Origin of the sequence: Pseudomonas palleroniana, from assembly GCF_003031675.1 — a bacterium.
GTDB classification, from domain to species: Bacteria; Pseudomonadota; Gammaproteobacteria; order Pseudomonadales; family Pseudomonadaceae; genus Aquipseudomonas; species Aquipseudomonas palleroniana.
The window spans coordinates 108868-127595 of sequence record NZ_PYWX01000048.1 but is presented as its reverse complement, the minus strand read 5'-3'; the positions used below and the strand labels follow the sequence as shown (position 1 = coordinate 127595).

General features: G+C 62.1%; 17 protein-coding genes. 7 read left to right on the top strand and 10 right to left on the bottom strand.

The features are described 5' to 3' along the window. Window positions 1-211: 211 nt before the first annotated feature. From C9383_RS16105 to C9383_RS16090, 4 genes are all read right to left on the bottom strand, one after another. A complete protein-coding gene (locus C9383_RS16105; protein WP_090368375.1) occupies window positions 212-1204 on the bottom strand; it encodes a FecR domain-containing protein in 993 nt (330 codons plus the stop codon). Further along, a complete protein-coding gene (locus C9383_RS16100; RefSeq protein WP_060753345.1) occupies window positions 1171-1689 on the bottom strand; it encodes an RNA polymerase sigma factor in 519 nt (172 codons plus the stop codon). The genes C9383_RS16105 and C9383_RS16100 overlap by 34 nt, the downstream gene beginning before the upstream one ends. Before the next feature lie 100 nt (window positions 1690-1789). Next, window positions 1790-2497 carry a 3'-5' exonuclease gene (locus C9383_RS16095; RefSeq protein ID WP_090368378.1) on the bottom strand — a complete coding sequence of 236 codons (708 nt, stop codon included), beginning with the start codon at window positions 2495-2497 and terminating at the stop codon, window positions 1790-1792. Beyond that, window positions 2494-4416 carry a putative nucleotidyltransferase substrate binding domain-containing protein gene (locus C9383_RS16090; RefSeq protein ID WP_090368380.1) on the bottom strand — a complete coding sequence of 641 codons (1923 nt, stop codon included), beginning with the start codon at window positions 4414-4416 and terminating at the stop codon, window positions 2494-2496. The genes C9383_RS16095 and C9383_RS16090 overlap by 4 nt, the downstream gene beginning before the upstream one ends. A 246-nt stretch (window positions 4417-4662) precedes the next feature. On the opposite strand from C9383_RS16090, the gene C9383_RS16085 reads away from it, so the two are divergent. Then, on the top strand, window positions 4663-5109 hold the full coding sequence (locus C9383_RS16085; RefSeq protein ID WP_060753342.1) for a response regulator: 447 nt from the start codon (window positions 4663-4665) through the stop codon (window positions 5107-5109). A gap of 99 nt (window positions 5110-5208) precedes the next feature. On the opposite strand, the gene C9383_RS16080 is transcribed toward C9383_RS16085, so the two are convergent. Further along, window positions 5209-7386 carry a malate synthase G gene (locus C9383_RS16080; protein ID WP_090368383.1) on the bottom strand — a complete coding sequence of 726 codons (2178 nt, stop codon included), beginning with the start codon at window positions 7384-7386 and terminating at the stop codon, window positions 5209-5211. Between the two features lie 267 nt (window positions 7387-7653). On the opposite strand from C9383_RS16080, the gene C9383_RS16075 reads away from it, so the two are divergent. Then, a complete protein-coding gene (locus tag C9383_RS16075; RefSeq protein ID WP_060753339.1) occupies window positions 7654-8166 on the top strand; it encodes a glycine cleavage system transcriptional repressor in 513 nt (170 codons plus the stop codon). 223 nt (window positions 8167-8389) lie between these two features. On the opposite strand, the gene rarD is transcribed toward C9383_RS16075, so the two are convergent. The 5 genes from rarD to C9383_RS16050 form a co-directional block, all read right to left on the bottom strand. Further along, window positions 8390-9274, bottom strand: a complete 885-nt coding sequence (gene rarD, locus C9383_RS16070; protein WP_060753338.1) for an EamA family transporter RarD — start codon at window positions 9272-9274, stop codon at window positions 8390-8392. A gap of 113 nt (window positions 9275-9387) precedes the next feature. Beyond that, window positions 9388-10362: a serine/threonine protein kinase gene (locus C9383_RS16065; RefSeq protein WP_090368385.1), complete on the bottom strand. Its 975-nt coding sequence runs from the start codon at window positions 10360-10362 to the stop codon at window positions 9388-9390. A 166-nt stretch (window positions 10363-10528) separates the two neighbouring features. Further along, window positions 10529-12427, bottom strand: a complete 1899-nt coding sequence (locus tag C9383_RS16060; protein ID WP_090368387.1) for a PhoX family protein — start codon at window positions 12425-12427, stop codon at window positions 10529-10531. 81 nt (window positions 12428-12508) lie between these two features. After that, the gene (locus tag C9383_RS16055; protein ID WP_090368389.1) at window positions 12509-13273 is read right to left on the bottom strand and encodes a TOBE domain-containing protein; all 765 of its coding nucleotides are present in this window, start codon (window positions 13271-13273) and stop codon (window positions 12509-12511) included. 57 nt (window positions 13274-13330) lie between these two features. After that, entirely contained in the window at window positions 13331-14068 is a 738-nt protein-coding gene (locus C9383_RS16050) for a ComFC family protein (RefSeq protein ID WP_090368392.1), read from the bottom strand. A gap of 92 nt (window positions 14069-14160) precedes the next feature. On the opposite strand from C9383_RS16050, the gene bioB reads away from it, so the two are divergent. From bioB to bioD, 5 genes are all read left to right on the top strand, one after another. Next, window positions 14161-15216 carry a biotin synthase BioB gene (bioB, locus tag C9383_RS16045; protein ID WP_090368395.1) on the top strand — a complete coding sequence of 352 codons (1056 nt, stop codon included), beginning with the start codon at window positions 14161-14163 and terminating at the stop codon, window positions 15214-15216. A gap of 88 nt (window positions 15217-15304) precedes the next feature. Beyond that, window positions 15305-16486, top strand: a complete 1182-nt coding sequence (bioF, locus tag C9383_RS16040) for an 8-amino-7-oxononanoate synthase (RefSeq protein ID WP_060753332.1) — start codon at window positions 15305-15307, stop codon at window positions 16484-16486. Beyond that, window positions 16479-17210 carry an alpha/beta fold hydrolase gene (locus tag C9383_RS16035; protein WP_090368396.1) on the top strand — a complete coding sequence of 244 codons (732 nt, stop codon included), beginning with the start codon at window positions 16479-16481 and terminating at the stop codon, window positions 17208-17210. The genes bioF and C9383_RS16035 overlap by 8 nt, the downstream gene beginning before the upstream one ends. Beyond that, window positions 17203-18015 carry a malonyl-ACP O-methyltransferase BioC gene (gene bioC, locus C9383_RS16030; protein WP_090368398.1) on the top strand — a complete coding sequence of 271 codons (813 nt, stop codon included), beginning with the start codon at window positions 17203-17205 and terminating at the stop codon, window positions 18013-18015. Before C9383_RS16035 ends, bioC begins: the two co-directional genes overlap by 8 nt. After that, complete coding sequence (gene bioD, locus C9383_RS16025) at window positions 18012-18692, top strand: dethiobiotin synthase (RefSeq protein ID WP_060753329.1); 681 nt, start codon at window positions 18012-18014, stop codon at window positions 18690-18692. The genes bioC and bioD overlap by 4 nt, the downstream gene beginning before the upstream one ends. Window positions 18693-18728: the final 36 nt, after the last annotated feature.

Sequence of the window (18728 nt, the reverse complement as noted above, 5' to 3'; positions counted from 1 at the left end):
TTTCTCAATTGCCTAGGTGCCGGACGAGAATCGAAAAGTGATAGGGGAGGATGAAAATATTTTTGCGCTGAGGTTTTCGAGGTGTTCTTCGGGGCCCTATCGGGAGCAAGCCCCCTCCCACACTGACTGCATTCACACACCTTGATTTGCAAACACAGTCAGTGTGGGAGGGGGCTTGCTCCCGATAGCAGTCGCCCGGCCACAGCAGAACCTACGGCTTGCTTTTCACCGTCACCCACCACGGCGTGTGCTGCTCGATCTGCACCGGCAGCGTCGGCAACAGCGCATTGAGCGCCAGGGTGGTGTCGTGCAGCGGGAAACTGCCGGTGATGCGCAGGTCGGCCACGTCTTTATCCACACCCAGGTGCCCGGTGCGGTAACGGCTCAGTTCCTCGATCACATCGCCCAGGCGGGCGTTGTCCACCACCAGCATGCCGCGGGTCCAGGCGTCGGTGGCGGGGGCGACGGCCAGCAGCGGGCCGAGGCCATCACTGCGCATGAGCACCTGCTGGCCCTCTTTGAAGATCTGTTCCTGGTGCAGCGCTTCGGGCTGGGCCGCCACGGCAGACTGCAGCACGCTCAGGCGCGTAGCGCCGTCTTCGCGCTTGACGATAAACCGCGTGCCCAGTGCGCGCAGGCTGCCGTCGCGGGTTTGCACGTAGAACGGGCGGCCATCGTTGTGCCCGGTCTCGATCAGAATCTCACCTGCCTGCAGCACGATCAGCCGGCGTTTTTCATCGAAACGCACGTCGATGGCGCTGTGGGTGTTGAGGTTGATCAGCGTGCCGTCGGCCAATTTCAGCGTGCGCTGCTCGCCGGTGGCGGTGCGTTGGTCGGCCAGCCAATAGTGGATGGGCACGTAACGCTCACCGGCCAACAGCGCCAGGCCGCACACCAGTGCGATGCTAGCGAGGCCCGTGCCCAACTTGCGCACGCGCTGGCGAATCCCTTCGCGTGACTGCAACAGCGCCGCCCGCGCCGGGCCAGAGGCTACGCTGAAGCGCTGGTCGAGCATGCCCAACTGGCGCCAGGCCCGCGCATGTTCTTCATCGCTGGCCAGCCACTTGGCGAACTCTTCCTGCTCCACCGCACTGCCGTCGCCGGAGTCGAGGGACAGTTGCCAGGCGATCGCCGCATCCAGCACGCGGGCTGAAACCGGTCTGGAACCGGTCACAGCGGTTCGCCATACAGGGCGATGTAGCATTGGCGAATGCCCTGGGCCAGGTATTGGCGCACACGGGGCACCGACACACCGAGGCGCCGGGCGATTTCGGCGTGGCCCAGGCCATCGAGGCGGTTATAGAGGAAGGCGGCGCGGGCCTTGCTCGACAGCTTGCCGAGCAGGCGGTCGATGGCCTTGAGGTCTTCGAGGATCATTTGCTGGGCTTGCGGCGACGGGTGTTCGCTTTCCGGAAGCAGCATCAGTTCGGTGAGGTAGGCCTGTTCCAACGCGGCGCGCCGGAAGTAGTCGAACAGCAAACCCTTGGCGATGGCTACCAGGAACGCCCGCGGCTCGCGAGGTTCGCGCAGCTCGTCACGGCCCAGCAGGCGCATGAAGGTGTCCTGGCTGAGGTCCTCGGCGCGGCTCGGGCAGGCCACGTTGCGGCGAAGCCATGCCAACAGCCAGCCGCGATGGTCGCGATACAACGCGCCAACCAGCTCACTGTGTGGGTTTGGGACCGACGACAAGGCATCACCGAATAAACAAGAGGTTTAAACTAACGAGAATTATTCGCGATTGTGTCAGAGGCGTCAGATGGGCGCAATTGGCGTCTGTCGGGCGGTGCTATTAAAACGATGGCGCTTGTTTACGCCGTTTCCATTGGCTCAAGCGTTCTTGCAATTGCTGGGGGGAGTCGAGGTGTTGCTGGCGTGCGCGGCTGAACAGGATGAGCATCAGTTCCGCCGTGGCCAAGGCATCGGCGCTGGCGTGATGGCGCTCGCCGACCTGAAGGTGAAAGTGGTTGATCCAATCGTCGAGCCCGGCTTCGCGAATATTCGCCTCGGGGCACAGCAGCGGGGCGATGTCGGCGACGTCGAGAAACGGATGAGCCAGGCGATACCCCAGGCTGTCCTTGAGTGCCCGGCACAGCATGTGTTGATCGAAGGGGGCGTGGAACGCCAGCAGGGGGCTGTCGCCGACGAAATCCATAAAATCCAGCAGGGCGTCGACCGGGTCGCTGCCGGCGGCGATCGCACTAGGCCCCAGGCCATGGATCAGCACGCTGGGGCTGAGTTTGGTTGCGCTGCGTTGCAGGGTCCGCTCGAACAGTTGTGAGAAGTCTATCGCACCGTCTTCGATCACCACGGCGCCGATGGACAGGACCTGGTCACGGTTGAGGTTCAGGCCGCTGGTTTCCAGGTCCACCACCACCCAACGCTGGCTGCGCAAGAGGCCGTCGCCCAGCTCCACGGCTTTGGGCAGTTGGTCCAGGCGCTGTTGTTGCGCCGTGTCGAGCCCAGGCTTTTTCGGGCGTAGCCAACCGAGCCAGCTCACAGCTGATACCGCAAGGTCAGGCTGCTTTGCAGGCGTTGCGCCTGACGCAGGGATTCACGCAGGATGCGCCGGTCCAGGTGGTTGAGGCTGTCGGGGTCGACGCGGTTGGAATAGGGCTGGTTCTCGCGGGTTTGCAACTGGTGCTGCTGCATGCGGGTTTGCTGGATAAAGTGATACGCCTCTTCATAGGCGGCACCGTCCAGCGCGTCGATGACTTCCTTGAGTACCAACTGGCGCAGGCGCTCCAGGGTGTTGTTGGCGTGGATGCCATTGGCCAGGGCCAGCAGGCGCGCACCATCGACAAAAGGGGTCAGGCCTTGCACCTTGAGATCGAGCGTGGCCTTTTCGCCGCCTTTGCGCGTCAGCACAAACTCCCGGAAACGTCCGACTGGCGGACGCTGGCGCAGGGCGTTCTCGGCCAGCATGCGTTGGAACAGCCGGTTATCCGCAACCTGATCCAGGATGCCCTGGCGCAATTGTTCGCAACCGCGCTCATCGCCCCAGACTACCCGCAGATCGAAATAGATGCTCGACCCCAGCAGATTCTCCGGCGTCGCCTCGCGTATGAACGCTGCAAAGCGTCGCGCCCATTCGGCCCGTGACAGGCACAGCTCGGGGGTGCCCGCCATGATATTGCCCTTGCACAGGCTGAAGCCGCACAACGCCAGGCTCTGGTTGATCTGCTGCGCCAGGGGCAGTAACCGCGCCCGGATCGACGCGGCTTCGGCGGCGTCCTTGGCTTCGAACAAAATACCGTTGTCCTGGTCGGTGAACAGGGTTTGTTCACGGCGACCTTCGCTGCCGAAACACAACCAGCTGAACGGCACGCCAGGGTCGCCTTTTTCGGCAAGCGTCAGCTCGATCACCCGGCACACGGTGTGATCGTTAAGCAGGGTAATGATGTGGGTGATCTGCGTAGACGAGGCGCCGTGGGCCAGCATGCGTTCGACCAGTTGGCCGATTTCGCCGCGAATCGCCACCAGGTTTTCCACGCGGGGCGCATTGCGGATGGTGCGGGCCAGGTGCACCAGGTCCACCCGTTGCAAGGAAAACAGGTCGCGCTCGGACACCACGCCACACAGGCGCTGGTCTTTGACCAGGCACACATGGGCGATATGCCGCTCGGTCATGGCGATGGCGGCGTCAAAGGCGCTGTGGTCCGGGGTCAAGAAGAACGGCGCCTGGGTCATATGCCCTTCGATGGCCTGGTTGAAGTCGCTGGTGCCGTCGGCCACCACCTGGCGCAGGTCGCGCAGGGTAAAAATCCCCAGGGGCGCTTTATGCTCATCCACGATCACAATGCTGCCTACCTGCTGCTCGTGCATCAGCGTCACCGCCTCGCGTAGCGGCGTGCCGGGTTGGCAGGTGACCGGGTGGCGCATGGCCAACTCGCCAAGACGGGTGTTCAGCGAATATTGAGTGCCGAGGGTCTCGACGGCTTTTTGCTGGACTTGTTGGTTGACCTGGTCCAGCAGGCTACTGACCCCGCGTAGGGAAAAGTCGCGGAACGGGCTGGAAAGCGCGAACAGCTTGATAAAGGCCGGCTTGTTCAATTGCAGGCAGAAGGTGTCTTCGGCGGCCTTGTGTTCGGTGCGGGTGGCTCGTTCGCCGAGCAAGGCGGCGAGGGGGAAGCATTCGCCCGTGGTGATTTCGAAGGTGGTTTCGGTGCTGTCCGGCCGCTCACCCACGACGCGGCCCTGCTTGACGATATAGAAGTGCTCGACCGGGCCGCCCGACGGTTTGAGGATGCTGTCGCCGGGGGCATAGAAGCGCAATTGGCATTGTTCAACCAGAAACGCCAAATGGGCATTTTCCATCTGGTTGAACGGGGGGAAGCGTTGCAGGAATTGCAGGGTGCCGTGGATGTTCTGCAACACGGCGGTTTTTCCCGCCTGCGTGAAAGCATCAGCTTTACTCATAACAGTGACCGCAGTTTTTTGTCGTTATCGTCCTTCATGGTCAACTCCCGTGCCGTGGGTGCCCATTGGACGTAAGTCTAGGTAGCGGTTAAACGATGCATGACTAGGGAAAAACCTTACAAGGCTATGGTGCAAAACCCGTAGAACACCCACTAGGCAAACTTTCCGACGAAGTGCACATTGTTCACCTTTCGGCAGATGTCTGACGAGTGTGCTGAAAGAGTGATGAGAACTGCTGAGAAATGTATGACCGACAACGATATTTTGAGCGATGCGGAGCGCGAGGCGCTGAGCGCCGTGATGCTGGAACCTGATTTACCGCCGCAACGTGTGCTGATTGTTGACGACGACAAGGACGCGCGTGAGCTGCTGGCGCAAATCCTGGGTCTGGACGGTATTCGCTGCATGACCGCCGAGAGCGGTGAGGCGGCGTGGAATCTGCTGAACTCCAACACCTCCATCGGCTTGCTGATTACCGATTTGCGCATGACGCCCAGCAGTGGCCTGGAACTGATCCGCCAGGTGCGCGAATCCTCTCGGGCGGCATTGCCGATCATCATCATGTCAGGGGACGCGGAAGCTCCCGATGTGATCGACGCCATGCATTTGAGCGTGGTGGACTTTCTGCTCAAGCCGATCGATAGCGTGAAGTTGGCGAAGATGGTGAAGCGGGAGTTGGGGATGGTGCAGTAGGCGCCGATAGTACTTTCAGCGACTGACGGATTTGATCCATCATAAAATTCGACAGCTCATAAAAAACCCTGGTATTTCGACCAGGGTTTTTTTCTGCGTTTAAAGAGCGTTTTTAGCCTTGAACTCCCGACGCCTGCGGTGCAACACCGGCTCGGTATAGCCATTCGGCTGTTTGGTCCCTTCAATCACCAACTCCACCGCCGCCTGGAACGCGATGTTGCTGTCGAAGTCCGGCGCCAGTGGGCGGTACAGCGCATCCCCGGCGTTCTGGCGGTCTACCACCGGCGCCATGCGCTTGAGGCTTTCCAGCACCTGGGCTTCATTGACGATGCCGTGGCGCAACCAGTTGGCGATGTGCTGGCTGGAGATACGCAGGGTGGCGCGGTCTTCCATCAGGCCCACATCGTTGATGTCCGGCACTTTCGAACAACCGACGCCCTGGTCGATCCAGCGGACTACATAACCCAGGATGCCCTGGGCGTTGTTGTCCAGCTCGTTGCGGATTTCTTCGTCGGACCAATCGGTATTGGCTGCCAGAGGAATGGTCAGGATATCGTCCACCGAAGCGCGCTCGCGCTTGGCCAGTTCGGCCTGGCGTGCGAACACATCAACCTTGTGATAGTGCAGCGCGTGCAGCGCCGCCGCCGTCGGCGACGGCACCCAGGCGGTGTTGGCACCGGCCAGTGGGTGGGCGATTTTCTGTTCGAGCATGGCCGCCATCAGGTCGGGCATCGCCCACATGCCTTTACCGATCTGCGCACGCCCTTGAAGGCCGGTGCTCAGGCCGATATCGACGTTCCAGTTCTCATAGGCGCCGATCCATTTTTCCGCCTTCATGGCTGCCTTGCGCACCATCGCGCCAGCTTCCATGGAGGTGTGGATTTCGTCGCCGGTACGGTCGAGGAAGCCGGTGTTGATGAATACCACACGCTCGCTGGCCGCCTTGATGCAGGCCTTGAGGTTGACCGTGGTGCGGCGCTCCTCGTCCATGATCCCGACTTTAAGGGTGTTGCGCGGCAGGTTCAGCACGTCTTCGATACGGCCGAACAGCTCGTTGGTGAACGCGGCTTCTTCCGGGCCGTGCATCTTCGGCTTCACGATATAGACCGAACCGGTGCGGCTGTTCTTGCGGCTGCTGTTGCCGTTGAGGCTGTGGATCGCCGCCAGGCTGGTGATCAGCCCGTCGAGGATGCCTTCGGGTACTTCATTGCCGGCGTTGTCGAGAATCGCGTCAATGGTCATCAGATGGCCGACGTTGCGCACGAACAGCAGTGAACGGCCGTGCAAGGTCACGTCCTGGCCATTCACGCCGGTATAGACGCGGTCAGGGTTCATGGTACGGGTGAAGGTCTTGCCGCCCTTGGCCACTTCTTCGGCCAGGTCGCCCTTCATCAGGCCGAGCCAGTTGCGGTAGATCACCACTTTGTCATCGGCATCGACGGCGGCGACGGAGTCTTCGCAGTCCATGATGGTGGTCAGCGCAGCTTCCATCAGCACGTCTTTGACGCCGGCGGCGTCGGTCTGGCCGACCGGCGTGCTGGCGTCGATCTGGATCTCGAAGTGCAGGCCGTGGTGTTTGAGCAGCACGGCAATCGGCTGGGCGCTGTCGCCCTGGAAACCGATGAGTTGCGAGTCGTCGCGCAGACCGCTGTTGCTACCGCCCTTGAGGCTGACGATCAGCTTGCCATCGACGATTTTGTAGCCGGTGGAGTCGACATGGCTGCCCGCCGAGAGCGGCGCGGCTTCGTCGAGGAACGCGCGGGCAAAGGCAATCACCTTGTCGCCCCGCACTTTGTTGTAGCCCTGGCCCTTCTCGGCGCCATTGGCTTCGCTGATGGCGTCGGTGCCGTACAGCGCGTCATACAGCGAGCCCCAACGCGCATTGGAGGCGTTGAGGGCGAAGCGGGCGTTCATCACCGGCACGACCAACTGCGGGCCGGCCATGCGGGCGATTTCGTCATCGACGTTTTGGGTCGTGGCCTGGAAGTCTGCGGCTTCTGGCAGCAGGTATCCGATGTCTTGCAGGAAGGCTTTGTAAGCCACCGGGTCGTGGGCCTGGCCGGCGTGGGTCTGGTGCCAGGTGTCGATCCGCGCTTGGAAATCATCGCGTTTGGCGAGTAGGGCTTTGTTCTTCGGTGCCAGGTCGTGGATAACCTTGTCGGCACCGGCCCAGAACTGGTCGGCAGTGATGCCGGTACCGGGAATGGCTTCGTTGTTCACGAAGTCGAACAGGACTTTGGCGACCTGCAGGCCACCGACTTGAACGTGTTCAGTCATTGCTTGCCTCACTCTGCGGAGCTTATGCGCTTTTTCAGATTTTCATTATGTAGTGCACGGGTTTGCATACTACATGATGACTTGCGGTTGTGAAAATTAGACTAAATACGTCGTTTAGCGACCCACTTTGGTCGTACGGTCACAGCGGAGAACGTGATGTTCTCAAAAAACGATTGGATTGTTCCAGATAAATATAAAAATGGTACACGATTTGTTTTCGAGGGCGCCTGCGTCCACCTTGTAGATTGAATTCCTGAGGGCTTCGCCATGGACCATCTTGTACTCACAATTATCGCCGCCGACAAACCCGGCGTCGTGGAACGCATCGCGCATACCATCGCCACCCACGGCGGTAGCTGGCAGGAAAGCCGAATGGCGCATATGGCCGGGCAATTCGCCGGTATCCTGCGGGTCAGTGTGCCTGCTGAAAACCGTCAGCACCTGATCAATGCGCTGGAGGACTTATCCACACACGGCATTCGCGTGCTGGTGGGTGAGGGCAGTAGCGGGCAGGCAGCGACGTCCAAGTCGATCGTGATGACCCTGGTGGGCAATGACCGCTCGGGCATCGTGCGCGAGATCACAGCGTTGTTGAGCCGGCAGGGCGTGAACCTGGAGAGCCTGAGCACGGACGTACGCCCGGCCCCCATGAGCGGTGACCCGTTGTTCACGGCCGAGGCGCTGTTGCAGGTGCCGTCGACGTTATCCCTGGATACCTTGCAGGCGTCGCTGGAAACCTTGGCGGATGACTTGATGGTGGAATTGCACAACGAGGAATGATCAACCCACAGGGTTATGCATGGAAAACTTGCATGGGCTTGTGGATAACCTGTAGAGACTCGACGCCAGGCCGCGCCGGCGTTGGCTCTCCGCCTTCTGCGCAAAAAACGAGCAGTTTCAAGGGCTTGTGCACAAATGGCGGGGATCAGGTTGTGGATAACCTTGGGGTTGATGGCTGCAAGCCACGTGCTGCGTGGCTTGCAGAGGTTTGTACGTTATTTGATCAGCGCTTGCGCACGCTCATCCAGGCATCCAGGCTGTACACCACCAGCCCCGCCCAGATAAAGGCGAAGGCAAGCAGGGTGCTCGACGCCAGGTGTTCGCCAAACAGCAGCACGGCTTCCAGCAGCACGAGAGTCGGTGCCACGTACTGTAAAAAGCCCAGTGCGGTGTAGGGCAAATGCCGAGCGGCAGCGTTGAAACATACCAGCGGGATCAGCGTCACCGGGCCGGCCGCCACCAGCCACCAGGCTTCGGAGGTGCCCCAGAACTCCAGTTGTGCGCTGTGGGCCGAGGGGTTGAACAGCAGCCATGCGATGGCGATCGGCACCAGCATCCATGTCTCTACGACCAGCCCAGGCAGCGCTTTGACGGGCGCCTGTTTGCGGATCAGCCCGTAGAAGCCGAAGGTCAGCGCCAGCGCCAAGGACACCCACGGCAAACTGCCCACCTGCCACACCTGTTGCGCCACACCCACCGCCGCCAGCCCGACGGCGACCCACTGCAGGCGGCGCAAGCGCTCGCCCAGGATCAACATGCCCAGCAGTACATTGACCAGCGGGTTGATGTAGTAGCCCAGGCTCGCTTCCAGCATGCGCCCGCTGTTCACCGACCATACGTAAGTCAGCCAGTTGGCCGCAATCAATGAGCCGCTGAGTGCCAGGATAGCCAGGCGTTTGGGATTGTCGCGCAGCTCACGCAGCCACCCCGGATGTTTCCACACCATCAACAGCAAGCCACCGAACAGCGCCGACCACAACACGCGGTGCACGATGATTTCAGCAGCGGGGACGCTGGCGATGGCTTTGAAGTAGAGCGGGAACAGACCCCAGATGACATAGGCGCTCAGGCCCAGGATGTACCCCTTGCGGGGGTTGGCGGCTTGCATTGCGGAATCCTTGCTTAGGCAGCTAACAAAGGCGTGATTGTAAGGACATTTGCCTGCCAATGGGATTGGCTTTGCTTATGTGGGAGGGGCAAGCCCCCTCCCACATAAGGCGGTCAGAACAGTTTCAGGGGTTCTTCGTTGAGGGCGGCCAGTTGCTCGCGCAACGCCAGCACCTGATCGCCCCAATACCGTTCACTGCCAAACCAGGGGAAGCTGTGGGGGAACGCCGGGTCATCCCAGCGCCGTGCGAGCCAGGCGCTGTAATGCATCAGGCGCAGGGCACGCAGGGGTTCGATCAGGGCCAGTTCCCGTGGGTCGAAGTCGTGGAACTCCTGGTAGCCGTCCATCAGTTCCGACAGTTGGCCAAGGCATTCTTGCCGGTCACCGGCGAGCATCATCCACAGGTCCTGCACCGCCGGGCCCATACGGCAGTCGTCGAGGTCGACGATATGGAACATCTCATCGCGGCACATCATGTTGCCGGGGTGGCAATCCCCGTGCATGCGGATGTTCGTGTGCGGGGTGGCTTTGTATACCTCTTCCACGCGCTTGAGCAGGTCGCGGGCGACGGACTCATAGGCCGGCAGCAGGCTTTTGGGAATGAAATTGCCTTCGAGCAGCGTGGTGAGGGAGTCGTGGCCGAAGTTCTTCACACTCAGGGCTTCGCGGTGTTCGAACGGGCGGGTGGAGCCTACGGCATGCAAACGGCCGAGCAGTTGCCCGAGGCGATAGAGTTGGTCGAGATTGCCCGGCTCCGGCGCGCGGCCACCCCGCCGGGGAAACAGGGTGAAACGGAAGCCTGCATGTTCGAACAGGCTTTCACCGTTGTGGATCAATGGGGCGACCACCGGCACCTCGCACTCGGCCAGTTCGAAGGTGAAGCGATGCTCTTCGAGGATGGCCTCGTTGCTCCAGCGCTGGGGGCGATAAAACTTGGCGATCAGCGGCTCAGAGCCTTCGATGCCCACCTGATACACGCGGTTTTCGTAGCTGTTGAGCGCCAGCACACGGGCGTCGCTGAGGAAACCGATGCTCTCGACCGCGTCGAGGACCAGGTCAGGGGTGAGTGTTTCAAACGGGTGGGCCATGCGAACTCCTGCGCGCAGCAGGGCGCCGCGTCCGGCCGGGTATGGTAACGCACCAGGCTTGAGATAGGGCGCCTGTGCCATCGCTATCGGGAGCAAGCCCCCTCCCACAATTGCCGGCGTACACGCGGTCAACTGTGGGAGGGGGCTTGCTCCCGATGACATTTTATCAAGCGCCGATAATGCCGCCGTCATCCCGCCGAATCGCCATCACCGAAGACCTCGGCTTGCCATTGGGCAGATGCTCCGGCCAGGTCGAACCGCCGGTTTCGCCGGGATGCTGGATCCCCACAAACAGCGTCTTCTGGTCCGGCGAAAAGCTGATCCCGGTGACTTCACACGCCACCGGCCCGACCATGAACCGGCGGATTTCTCCGGTGGCCGGGTCGGCACACAGCATCTGGTTATTGCCCATGCCCGCGAAGTCACCGGCATTGCTGTAGTCGCCGTCGGTCAGGATCCACAAGCGCCCGGCCTGGTCGAACCCCAGGCCGTCGGGGCTGTTGAACATGTTCTGCGGGTTGATGTTGGAGGAACCGCCCTTGGGCGTACCGGCGTGCACGCCTGGGTTACCGGCGACCACAAACAGGTCCCAGGTGAATTCGTGGGCGCCGTGGTTATCCTGATCAGCTTTCCAGCGCAGGATCTGACCGTAGACGTTTTTCTCCCGTGGGTTGGGCCCGCCCACCGGTTGGCCGTCTTCCCCGCGTTTGGCATTGTTGGTGAGTGTGCAATAGACCTGGCCATCAGTGGGGCTGACCACAATCCACTCCGGGCGGTCCATGCGGGTGGCTTTCACCACGCTGGCGGCCAGGCGCGCATGGATCAGCACCTCGGCTTGGCTGGCGAAACCGCTGCCGGCATCAATACCGTTTTTGCCATGGGTCAGCTCCACCCATTGGCCCTTGCCCTTGGGGTGGTCGGCGTTGCCATCGCCCGCGTCGAAGATCGCCACATATAAGGTGCCGTGGTCGAGCAGGTTTTTGTTGGCCTTGGGGTTGTTGTGGTTGATCGGGTCACGGCTGACGAACTTGTAGATGAATTCACCGCGCTCATCGTCGCCCATGTACACCACGGCGCGGCCGTCGCGGGTTTCAGCCAGCGCCGCGTTCTCGTGTTTGAAACGGCCCAGGGCGGTGCGCTTGACTGGGGTGGATTGCGGGTCGAACGGGTCGATTTCCACCACCCAGCCGTGACGGTTGAGTTCGTTGGGGTTCTTGGCCATGTCGAAGCGCGGGTCATGCTGATGCCAGTTGATGTCTTTGCTGGCCGCTGCCACGCCATAGCGTTTTTGCCCGGCGTCGAAGCTTTGTTGTGGGTTGCTGCTGCCGAAGCAGTCGGTGAAGTTCTCTTCGCACGTCAGATAAGTGCCCCACGGTGTCTTGCCGTTGGCGCAGTTCTGAAAGGTACCGAGGACTTTTTTGCCCGACTTGTCGGCACTGGTTTGCAACCAGGCATGACCCGCGGCCGGGCCGCTCAGGCGGATTGGCGAGTTGCCGTGGATGCGGCGGTTATAGCGCGAGTCCTGGACGAACTGCCAGGTGTCACCTTTGCGCCGCACTTCGATGACCGAAACGCCTTCGCTGGCCTGGGCCTTGCGCACCTCTTCAGCCGATTGCGGCGCGCCGCCGTGGGCGTAGAGGTAGCGATAGTTGGTGTATTCGTTGTTGATCGCCATGAGCGCACGGTTGTTGTCGCCGGGGAAGGCGAACAGGCTCATGCCATCGTTGTTGTCACCGAACTGTTGCTCCTGGGCTTTGGCGGTCCCGTTGCCGGACGGGTCGAAAGCCGGCGCGCCCTTGTGCAACGGCTGGCCCCAACTGATCAGCACCGACGCGCTGTAGCCCGGCGGCAAGGTGATGGTGTCGCTGCTGGCAGCAGCGATGCCGGTGAACCCCAGCAACGGGCTGGCGGTGGTCGCGTTAATGGCCAGGGCACTGCGGCTGAGCAGGTTGCCGCCCAGGAACATCGCGGCACCGCAGAGGGCACCGGCACCGATGAAGCGGCGGCGGGTGAGGCCGACCATCTGTTCCAGGTCGGTGGCTTGGTTTTCTTGTAACAGGCTCATTTCAGGCTCCCTCTGCGGTTTTTGCAGACACCTTAAGGAGCCCTCGTGACGAATTTGTTGCAGTTTGAAGGCGCGGCCGCGTTATACCGGCGTGCCCAGCAATACATTGTGCGGGGCGAACTGCACCTGGATAGGCTGGTTCTCGGAAGCGCCCAGCGCTTCGAGCGCGGCAGGCTGCGCCAGGGCACATAACACCAGGCCGTTGGGCAAGGTGATGCGCACTTCGCTGGGGCCGTCATCGGCGGCGAGAATCGTGTCGATAATGCCGCTCATGCAATTGTGTCCAGGTGTTGCAGCTTGTCCGATAGCGAGCAGTTCCAGCCAACCGGCCTTGATCAACGCGACCACTTCCACACCCACTGCCAGTTCCAGCCGCCGGGTACTGTCGTGAGTGATTTGCGCGTCAATATTCAAGCCAGCGGCCAGTTGCAGGCGAATGGTGTCGTTGCGGCCATGCTGTTCAATGGCGACCACCTGGCCATGCAATTGGTTACGCGCGCTGGTGCGCAGCATCAAGCGTCCCAGCAGATTGAAGTCACTGGCATCCTCGTCGGAGCCGAGCACTTCGGCCTGCAGCGCCTGCAAGCGCTGGTAGAGGCGCAATACGCGTTCACCTTCGGCCGTCAACTTGGCTCCGCCGCCGCCTTTACCGCCGACGCTGCGTTCCACCAGCGGCTTTTGCGCCAGGTTGTTCAGCTCATCGATGGCGTCCCAGGCGCCCTTGTAACTCAGGCCGGCGCTCTTGGCGGCGCGGGTGATTGAGCCTTGCTCGGCGATATGCGCCAGCAAGGCAATGCGCTGTGGACGGCGGACAATGTGTTGGCTGAGCAGGGTGGGTAGCGACATGGGAACACACTTCGATGGAATGAGTGGACGTTGCCGCCCCGGTGCCAGGGAGTCAAGTTACGCGCCCGGTTTGGGTGTGCGGGCCAGGCAGTACACGTCAACCTGGCGCGCACCGGCGTCCCTCAACAATTGTGCGAGGCTGTGCGCGGTAGCGCCGGTCGTCAGTACGTCGTCCACCAGGGCGAAATGCCGGCCTTGCACCTGGGCGTCGGCGGCCAAGGCGAAGGCGCGAAACAGGTTGCGCTTGCGCGCCTTGGCGTCGAGCGCCTGTTGCGCCACGGTTTCATGGGGGCGCAACAACAGGTGTTCGTCGCAGCTGAGGTTGAGGGCGTTACCGAGCCAGCGGGCCAGCATCAACGCCTGATTGAAACCTCGCTCGCGCAAGCGGTGACGTGCCATCGGCACGGGCAGCAGGCAGTCGGGCCGGATGATTTCAGCGTTGTCGAGACGATGTTGCACGTGGTGCCCCAGCAAGCGCGCAAGCATATGGCCCAGTGGCCATCGCGACTGGTGCTTGAAGCGGCTGATCAAGGTGTCTACCGGAAAGCCGTAGGTCCAAGGCGCAATCACCTGTTTAAAGGCGGGCGGATGTGTCTGGCATTGGCCGCAGGTCAGCCCCTCCATCGACAGCGGCAGGGCGCACACGTTGCACTGTTCCATCAGCCACGGCAGCTCGGTTTCGCAGGCGTTGCACACACAATCGGCTGATTGGGTCGCCTCATCGCAGATTAAACAGGTGTGTATGTTTTTTGACCAGATGTAAACTTGGTGTTTGTGGTCTGGTTGACAGTGCATGATTCTTCCTTAAATATGCCGAGCATCCGTGTCGCGCCTGTGGGTATTGCCCTTCCCGCAGCGCTTGCCAAAGCATAATCAAGGAATCGCCCATGAGCGCCAGCACCTCTGCCACCCTGCGTCACGACTGGTCTTTAGCCGAAGTCAAAGCACTGTTCGTGCAACCATTCAATGACCTGTTGTTCCAGGCGCAGACCGTGCACCGCGCGCATTTCGATGCCAACCGCGTGCAGGTGTCGACCCTGCTGTCGATCAAGACCGGCGCCTGCCCGGAAGATTGCAAATATTGTCCGCAGTCGGGCCACTACAACACCGGCCTGGAAAAAGAAAAACTGATGGAGGTGCAGAAGGTCCTTGAAGAGGCCGCCCGCGCCAAGGCCATCGGTTCCACGCGCTTCTGCATGGGCGCCGCGTGGAAGCACCCGTCGGCCAAAGACATGCCCTACGTGCTGCAGATGGTCAAAGGCGTGAAGGCCATGGGCCTGGAAACCTGCATGACCCTCGGTCGTCTCGACCAGGACCAGACCCAAGCCCTGGCCCAGGCCGGCCTTGACTACTACAACCACAACCTCGATACCTCGCCGGAGTTCTACGGCTCGATCATCACCACCCGCACCTACAGCGAGCGCCTGCAAACCCTGGCCTATGTACGTGATTCGGGGATGAAGATCTGCTCGGGCGGCATCCTCGGCATGGGCGAGTCCCTCGATGATCGTGCCAACCTGTTGATCCAACTGGCCAACCTGCCGGAGCACCCGGAGTCGGTGCCGATCAACATGCTGGTGAAGGTGGCCGGTACGCCGTTGGAAAACGCTGAGGACGTCGACCCGTTCGACTTCATCCGCATGCTCGCCGTGGCACGCATCCTCATGCCGCAGTCCCATGTGCGGCTGTCGGCCGGGCGTGAGGCGATGAACGAGCAGATGCAGGCCCTGGCGTTTTTCGCCGGCGCCAACTCGATCTTCTACGGCGACAAACTGCTGACCACCGCCAACCCGCAGGCCGACAAGGACATGCAACTGTTCTCGCGCCTGGGCATCCTGCCGGAAGCCCGCGAAGAGCACGCCGATGAAGTGCATCAGGCGGCGATCGAGCAGGCGCTGGTCGAGCAAAAGAGCAGCGAACAGTTCTATAACGCTGCCGTCTGATTGAAATGCGATCCAAATGTGGGAGGGAGCAAGCCCCCTCCCACATTTGATCGCGCTCAGTCTCCAGTCTTTGAATACCGAGGCCTGCATGTCTTTCGATCTCGCCGCGCGCCTCGCTGCCCGCCGTGCCGAACACCTCTATCGCCAACGCCCGCTGCTGGACAGCCCCCAAGGCCCGCAAGTGGTGGTCGACGGCCAGCCGCTCCTGGCGTTCTGCAATAACGATTACCTGGGCCTGGCCAACCACCCTCAAGTGATCGAAGCCTGGCGCGCCGGAGCGTCCCGTTGGGGCGTGGGCGGCGGCGCTTCGCACTTGGTGGTTGGCCACGCCACACCTCACCATGCATTGGAAGAAGCCCTGGCCGACCTCACCGGTCGCCCACGGGCCTTGCTGTTTACCACCGGCTACATGGCCAACCTCGGCGCGGTCACGGCGCTGGTGGGGCAAGGCGATACGGTGCTGGAAGACCGCCTCAACCACGCTTCGCTGCTGGATGCCGGCCTGCTTTCGGGTGCGCGTTTCAATCGTTACCTGCATAACGATGCCGACAGCCTTGCCAAGCGCTTGGAGAAGGCGACCGGCAATACCCTGGTGGTCACCGACGGCGTGTTCAGCATGGACGGCGATCTGGCGGACCTGCCCGCATTGGCCCGTGCAACCCAGGCCAAGGGCGCCTGGCTGATGGTGGATGACGCCCATGGCTTCGGCCCGTTGGGCGCCCACGGCGGTGGGATCGTCGAGCATTTTGGCTTGAGCCAGGCAGACGTGCCGGTGTTGGTGGGCACCCTGGGCAAGGCGTTCGGCACCGCCGGGGCTTTTGTGGCCGGTAGTGACGACCTGATCGAAAGCCTGATCCAATTCGCCCGCCCGTACATCTACACCACCAGCCAACCGCCGGCCCTGGCTTGCGCCACCTTGAAAAGCCTCGAGCTGCTGCGCACCGAACATTGGCGGCGTGAGCACCTCAATGGCTTGATTCGTCAGTTCCGTCAGGGCGCCGAGCAGATCGGCCTGGCGTTGATGGACAGTTTCACGCCGATCCAACCGATCCTGATCGGCGACAGCGCCAAGGCCATGCGCCTGTCGCAGATGTTGCGCGAGCGCGGCTTGATGGTCACCGCGATCCGCCCACCCACCGTGCCGGTCGGCAGTGCGCGTTTACGCGTCACGTTGACGGCGGCCCACAGCGAGGCCCAGGTGCAGCTATTGTTAACGGCGTTGGAAGAGTGTTTCCGCTTGTTAGGCGCCACGGAGCCCGACCATGCGTGATCGACTGATATTGCTGCCCGGTTGGGGCCTCGGCGTGTCACCGCTGGAGCCTCTGGCCGCCGCTTTGCAGGGCCTCGACGAGCACCTGCAGGTGCAGATCGAACCGTTGCCGGTACTGGACTCCAGCGAGCTGGATGACTGGCTCGACGAACTCGACGCCACGCTGGCGGACAACGCCTGGCTGGGCGGTTGGTCCCTGGGCGGCATGCTGGCTTCCGAATTGGCGGCGCGGCGCGGTGAGCGCTGCTGTGGTTTGCTGACGTTGGCGAGCAACCCGTGTTTTGTCGCCCATGCCGGCTGGCCGAGCGCGATGCCCGGCGAAACCTTCGATGCGTTCCTCGCCGGTTGCCATGCCGACTCCCAAGTCACCCTCAAACGCTTCGGCCTGTTGTGCGCCAAGGGCGCCGAAGACCCGCGCGGGTTGTCGCGTTTGTTGGTCAGCGGCGCGCCGCATACACCTTCCAGCGTGTTGATGCCCGGTCTTGAACTGCTCGCCCGGCTTGATACCCGCGCCGCTTTGCAGGCCTTTCGCGGTCCGCAGTTACACCTGTTTGCCGGCCTGGACGGGCTGGTACCGGCCGAAGCGGCCGGTGATCTATTGGCCTTGCTGCCCGATGTTGAAATCGGCCTGATTGAACAGGCCGGCCACGCTTTTCTTCTGGAAGACCCTCACGGTGTTGCGGGGGCCATCCAGGCTTTTTTGCATGAGTGCGTTGATGACTGATTTATCCCTGCCCCCTCTGCCGGGTGGCTTGCCGGACAAGCGCCAAGTGGCCGCGTCGTTTTCCCGCGCAGCCGCCAGTTACGACAGCGTGGCCGAGTTGCAGCGTGCGGTGGGCACCGCGTTGTTGGCTCGCCTTCCGCTGGCCCTAACGCCACAGCGCTGGCTGGACATGGGTTGTGGCACCGGTTTTTTCAGCCGTGTGTTGGCTGAGCGGTTGCCCGACAGCCAGGGCGTGGCGCTGGATATCGCCGAAGGTATGCTCAATCACGCCAGGCCCTTGGGCGGCGCGGGGTATTTCATTGCCGGGGATGCCGAGCGCTTGCCGCTTAAAGCTCAGAGCCTGGGGCTGATCTATTCCAGCCTGGCGGTGCAGTGGTGTGCAAATTTCGACGCGGTGCTCAGCGAGGCCCGTCGCGTGCTGCAACCCGGCGGCGTGCTGGCATTCGCGAGCTTGTGTGTGGGCACATTGCATGAGTTGCGCGAAAGCTGGCGAGCGGCGGATGGCCTGGTGCACGTCAACCGTTTCCGTGCCTTCGAGACGTATCAACAGCTCTGCGCCGCCAGCGGCCTGCGCGTCGTCAGCCTGGAGCGCCAACCCCATGTGCTGCACTACCCGGACGTACGCAGCCTGACCCACGAACTCAAGGCGTTGGGCGCGCACAACCTCAACCCGGGCCGCCCGGGAGGGTTGACGGGCCGCGCGCGGATTGCTGCACTGGTGAACGCTTACGAGCAGTTCCGTCAGGCCCAGGGCCTGCCTGCCACGTATCAAGTGGTGTACGCCGTACTGGAGAAACCTCTATGAGCGCCGCTTACTTCATCGCCGGTACCGACACGGATGTGGGCAAGACCACCATTGCCGCGGGCCTTTTGCATGCCGCCCGCCTTGCGGGCAAAAGCACCGCTGCGGCAAAGCCGGTCGCCTCGGGTTGCCAGATCACGCCCAAAGGGCTGCGCAATAGCGACGCCCTGGCGCTGTTGGCTGAATGCTCGTTGCCGCTGACCTATGCCGAGGTCAACCCGGTGGCATTCGAACCGGCCATCGCCCCCCATCTGGCGGCGCGGGAGGCCGGTGTTGCGCTGACGGTGCAGTCGCTGTTGCAACCGATGCAGCACATACTGGCGCAGCAGGCGGATTTCACCTTGATCGAGGGCGCGGGTGGCTGGCGGGTGCCCTTGGCCGATCAGGCCAACCTGTCGGACTTGGCCATGGCCCTGAAGTTGCCGGTGATCCTGGTGGTGGGGGTGCGTCTGGGCTGCATCAGCCACGCCTTGCTCACCGCCGAGGCGATTGCCCGCGATGGGTTGCCGCTGGCGGGGTGGGTGGCGAATATCATCGATCCGAAGACCTCTCGTCTGGAAGAGAACCTTGCCACCCTGGCTGAACGCTTGCCGGCGCCCTGCCTGGGGCGGGTGCCGAGACTCAAGCAGGCCGGGGCCGAAGCGGTTGCCGCGCACCTGGAACTGGATCTGCTTGACTGATTTTGGCTATAACAGGGCAATAGGCCATTAGTGTTT